Source organism: Streptomyces sp. NPDC049577, from assembly GCF_040675635.1.
Lineage (GTDB): Bacteria > Actinomycetota > Actinomycetes > Streptomycetales > Streptomycetaceae > Streptomyces.
In genome coordinates this window covers 1-3,846 of the sequence record NZ_JBFAPH010000467.1, presented here as the reverse complement: position 1 = coordinate 3,846, position 3,846 = coordinate 1, and the positions used below count along the sequence as shown (strand labels likewise).

The window sequence follows — 3,846 nt, the reverse complement described above, 5'->3', positions numbered from 1 at the left end:
GGCGGCCGTCGAGACGCTGACCGGCCTCGGCGCCCGCCGCGTCGAGCTCGTCGACACCCTGATCGCCGCGGCCGTCGGCTGCGGCCTGCCGGTCGAGCGCCCCGAAGCCACGATGATCATCGTGTGCGGCGCGGCGTCCACCCAGGTCGCGGTGCTCTCGCTCGGCGCGATCGTCGCGGCCGAGAAGGTGCAGGTCGGCGGCGACGCCATCGACTACGCCGTCATCCAGCACCTCCGCACCGAGCACGAGCTGATGCTGCCGACCCAGGGCCTGCTCCCGCTGCACCTGGCGCTGCGCGGCGACCCGGCCCAGGTCGGCGTCGAGACGGAGGTGCGCGGCCGGGACGTCGCCACCGGCCTGTCCCGCACGGTCATGGTGAGCACGGCGCACGTACGCGAGGCCATCAGCACCCCGCTCACCGCCGTGCTCGACGCCATAGGCCGTGTCCTGCGCGAGTGCCCGCCCGACCTCGTCGCCGACCTCGGCGAGCACGGGGTCATGCTGGCCGGCGGCAGCGCGATGCTGCCCGGGCTGGACACAATGATCCGGCAGGCCACGGGGATGATGGTGAGCATCGCGGAGAACCCCGACGTGTGCTCGGTGCTCGGGCTCGGCGCGATGATGGAGGGCAAGGTCCGCCCCATGCACCTCGACCCCCTCGCGAGCTGATTCGCACCACTATCGACTCCTTGGGAACTTCTTTACCCTTCGGAACAGTTCTGCCAGTGCACCCCTATTCCATCCCCGTGGAGGAGAAACGCACATGGCGCTCTGGGACCGGCTCAAGGAATCGGCCACCACGATGCAGGGCCAGCTGACTGCCAAGAAGAACGAGCTGAAGAGCGGCGCCTTCCGCGATGCGAGCATGGCGATGTGCGCGCTGGTCGCGGCCGCCGACGGCACCATCGACGCGTCCGAGCGGCAGCGCGTCGCCTCGCTCATCGCCACCAACGACGTCCTGCGCAATTTCCCCGTCGACGACCTCCAGGCTCGGTTCAACGACTACTGCCAGAAGCTCCAGACCGATTTCGACTTCGGCAAGGTCAGCGTGATGCAGACCATCGGCAAGGTGCAGAAGAAGCCGACCGAGGCGCGCGCCGTCGTCCAGATCGGCATCGTGATCGGCGGCGCCGACGGCGACTTCGACAAGACGGAGCAGGCCGTGGTCCGCGAAGTGTGCTTCGCCCTCGGCATCAACCCGGCGGAGTTCGACCTGTAATCGCCGTCCTGGGTCACCACCGCCCCGGACGTACGCGGCCGGCCGTCGGCGCAGGTCACTCCCGTGGTCCGGGCCGGCACCCGGCCCGTACTCCCCGGTAGGCGTCCGTTCCGCCCGTCTTGTCAGGCCCCGGGCTCCCGCAGCAGATTGGGGGCGACGCCACGAGGAGGGCGGTGCACCCATCATGGTTGAACGGCGAGGCCCGGGGGACTCCCCGGGCGCGAACGGCCCCGGCCCGGAGGGCGCCGGCTTCGGCCACCACCCGTCGCCGTGCGAGCTCATCGTCGTCGCCCGCGAGGACGCGGAGCTCGGCAGGGATTCCGGCGCCCCGCTGGAGCGGTTCCTCGCGGAGGAACGGCTGGAGCTGGAGCCGCTGTTCGGCAGCGAACCGCGCGGGCGGGACCTCGTCCCCGAGCTGGCGCTCTTCTTCCGCGTCCGCGGCGCCGGCCGGCGGCCCGAGGAGGCGGCCACCCGGCTCCGCGCGATGCCGGGGGTCGCCGCCGCGTACGTCAAACCGGGCGCGCTCCCCGCGGGTACGGGCCCGGCCGACCCGTTCGGCGACGCCGCCACCCGCGGGGACGGCGGCGCCGGCCCCATCCCCGACTACACCGACCACCAGGGCTATCTGGCCCCCGCCCCGGAGGGCGTCGACGCGTTCTGGGCCTGGGCCCAGGCCGGCGGGCGCGGCGAGGGCGTGGGCGTCGTCGACGTCGGCGGCGCGTGGCAGCTGGGCCACGAGGACCTCGGTCAGAAGCTCGCCGGCACCATCGCCGGCACCCCCGTGCCGGACCTGGCCTGGCGCAACCACGGTACGAACGTGCTCGGCGTCGTCGGCGGCGCCGGCGGCGGCTTCGGCGTGACCGGCATCGCGCCCGGCACGCTCACCGCCACCGCCTCCTGCCACGGCATCGGCACCGCCCGCGCCCTCCAGGCCGCCGCCGACCGGCTCGCCCCGGGCGACCTCGTACTGCTCGGCCTGCACCGGCCCGGCCCCCGCTACGGCTACGGCCGGCGCGACGACCAGCGCGGCTGCATCCCCCTGGAGTGGTGGCCGGACGACAACGCCGCCGTCCGCTACGCCACGGCGAAGGGCGTCCTCGTCGTGGCCGCCGCCGGCAACGGCGGCGAGTCACTGGACGACCCGCTGTACGGGACGCGGCCCGACGACTTCCCGGCCTGGTGGCGCAACCCCTTCGACCCGGACGAGCCGTGCTCCGGTGCCGTCCTCGTCGGCGCCGGCGCCCCGCCGCCGGGCACGCACGGCCGGGCGCACGGCCCCGACCGCTCGCGGCTCGCCTTCTCCAACCACGGCCTGCGCCTGGACGCCCAGGGCTGGGGCCGCGAGGTCACCACCACCGGCGGCTCCTGGGACCGCCCCGGCGACCTGCGCGGCGGCCCCGAGGAACAGACCTGGTACACGGACGTCTTCTCCGGCACGTCCGCCGCCGCGTCGATGGTCCTCGGCACGCTGGCCTCCCTCCAGGGCATGCTCAAGGCGACGGGCCGCGCCCCGCTGACCGCGCACCGCGCCCGGGAGCTCCTGCGCGCCACCGGCTCCCCGCAGCGCGACGCGCCGGGCCGCCCGGCGGCGCTCCAGCGCATCGGCAACCGCCCAGACCTCCGCGCGGCCGCCGCACACCTCCTGCCCTCCCCGGTGGCCTCGGGCGCGGCCGAGCGCCTCTGGGACGAACTCATCCCCTATCCCCCGGCCAACACACCCCGCCTCCGCCTCTACGTCGCCGGCGCCTGGCGCGGCCTCGACCACCCGGACCCGGCGGTCCGCCAGGCCGTCCACACGGCCTTCGCCTCCGGCCGCCCGGGCGGGGTCCACGTCTGGTACGCGGCCGACAAGGTGGTGGGCCTGGTCGTCACGGACTGACCCGGGGCCGGACGGCCGGCGGCCGGCTCGGGCGGCTCGGGCGGCTCCCCCGGCCACCGCAGGCAACCACACGAGACGTGACCGGCGGTGCCCGGCGGCCTTCGGCCGGCCCGGCACCGCCGCTCACGCAGACGTCGCGGTCAGGCGGAAAGTCTTGTCTCCTGCCCGGCCAGGGCCACCGCCTCGCGGTCGTCATCCGTCCACGTGCCCAGCGCGATCTCCGCCGTGATGCCCGGGCCGAAGCCCGCGATCACCCCTCGGGCGGCGGCCTCCGCGCCGCCCTCCTCGAAGAGCCGGTCGAGGGCGTCGAAGATCACCGCACTGGCGATATTGCCGCGCTCGGTGAGCGTGGCACGGCTGTAGCGGAACGTTTCTGGCGCGAGCCCGAGGTAACGCCCGAGGTCGTCGAGGATGCGCGGTCCCCCGGCGTGCACGATGTAGAAGTCGAGCTTCGAGACGTCCCAGTCGTACGGCTCGGCCATGTCCCGCATGGCGGGCGCGAGCATGGCCATCGTGCCGGGCACCCGTTTGTCCAGGATGAAGTGGAAGCCCGTGTCCCGGACCCCGTAGGAGATCCACGCCTCCGTGTCGGGCACCAGGTGCGACCCGTTGCGCTCGATGCGCACGCCCGTACCCCCCTCGCCCCGGACCACGGCGGCCGCCAGCGCGTCGCCGAAGAGACCGTTGGAGAGGAGGTTGCCGACACCCAGGTCCGTCGGCTGGTAGAGCAGCGAGCAGAACTCGCAC

4 protein-coding genes are annotated in these 3,846 nt (G+C 74.3%); 3 read left to right on the top strand and 1 reads right to left on the bottom strand.

From position 1 onward, the window contains the following. The 3 genes from AB0K09_RS31035 to AB0K09_RS31025 all read left to right on the top strand — a co-directional run. Positions 1 to 670 (top strand): rod shape-determining protein (locus tag AB0K09_RS31035; RefSeq protein ID WP_366068737.1); only part of this gene is annotated, 670 nt, incomplete at its 5' end. 94 nt (positions 671 to 764) lie between these two features. Further along, on the top strand, positions 765 to 1,220 hold the full coding sequence (locus AB0K09_RS31030) for a TerB family tellurite resistance protein (protein WP_366068736.1): 456 nt from the start codon (positions 765 to 767) through the stop codon (positions 1,218 to 1,220). Positions 1,221 to 1,404: 184 nt separating this feature from the next. Continuing rightward, a complete protein-coding gene (locus AB0K09_RS31025; RefSeq protein ID WP_366068735.1) occupies positions 1,405 to 3,099 on the top strand; it encodes a S8 family serine peptidase in 1,695 nt (564 codons plus the stop codon). Positions 3,100 to 3,239: 140 nt separating this feature from the next. Here AB0K09_RS31025 and AB0K09_RS31020 read toward each other — a convergent pair. Continuing rightward, positions 3,240 to 3,846: 3-oxoacyl-[acyl-carrier-protein] synthase III C-terminal domain-containing protein (locus tag AB0K09_RS31020; RefSeq protein ID WP_366068734.1), on the bottom strand; the 607-nt coding region annotated here is incomplete at its 5' end.

Coding starts and splice junctions, on each gene's coding strand:
- AB0K09_RS31025 (WP_366068735.1), top strand. CDS start 1,405: ATGGTTGAACGGCGAGGCCCGGGGGACTCCCCGGGCGCGAACGGCCCC.
- AB0K09_RS31030 (WP_366068736.1), top strand. CDS start 765: ATGGCGCTCTGGGACCGGCTCAAGGAATCGGCCACCACGATGCAGGGC.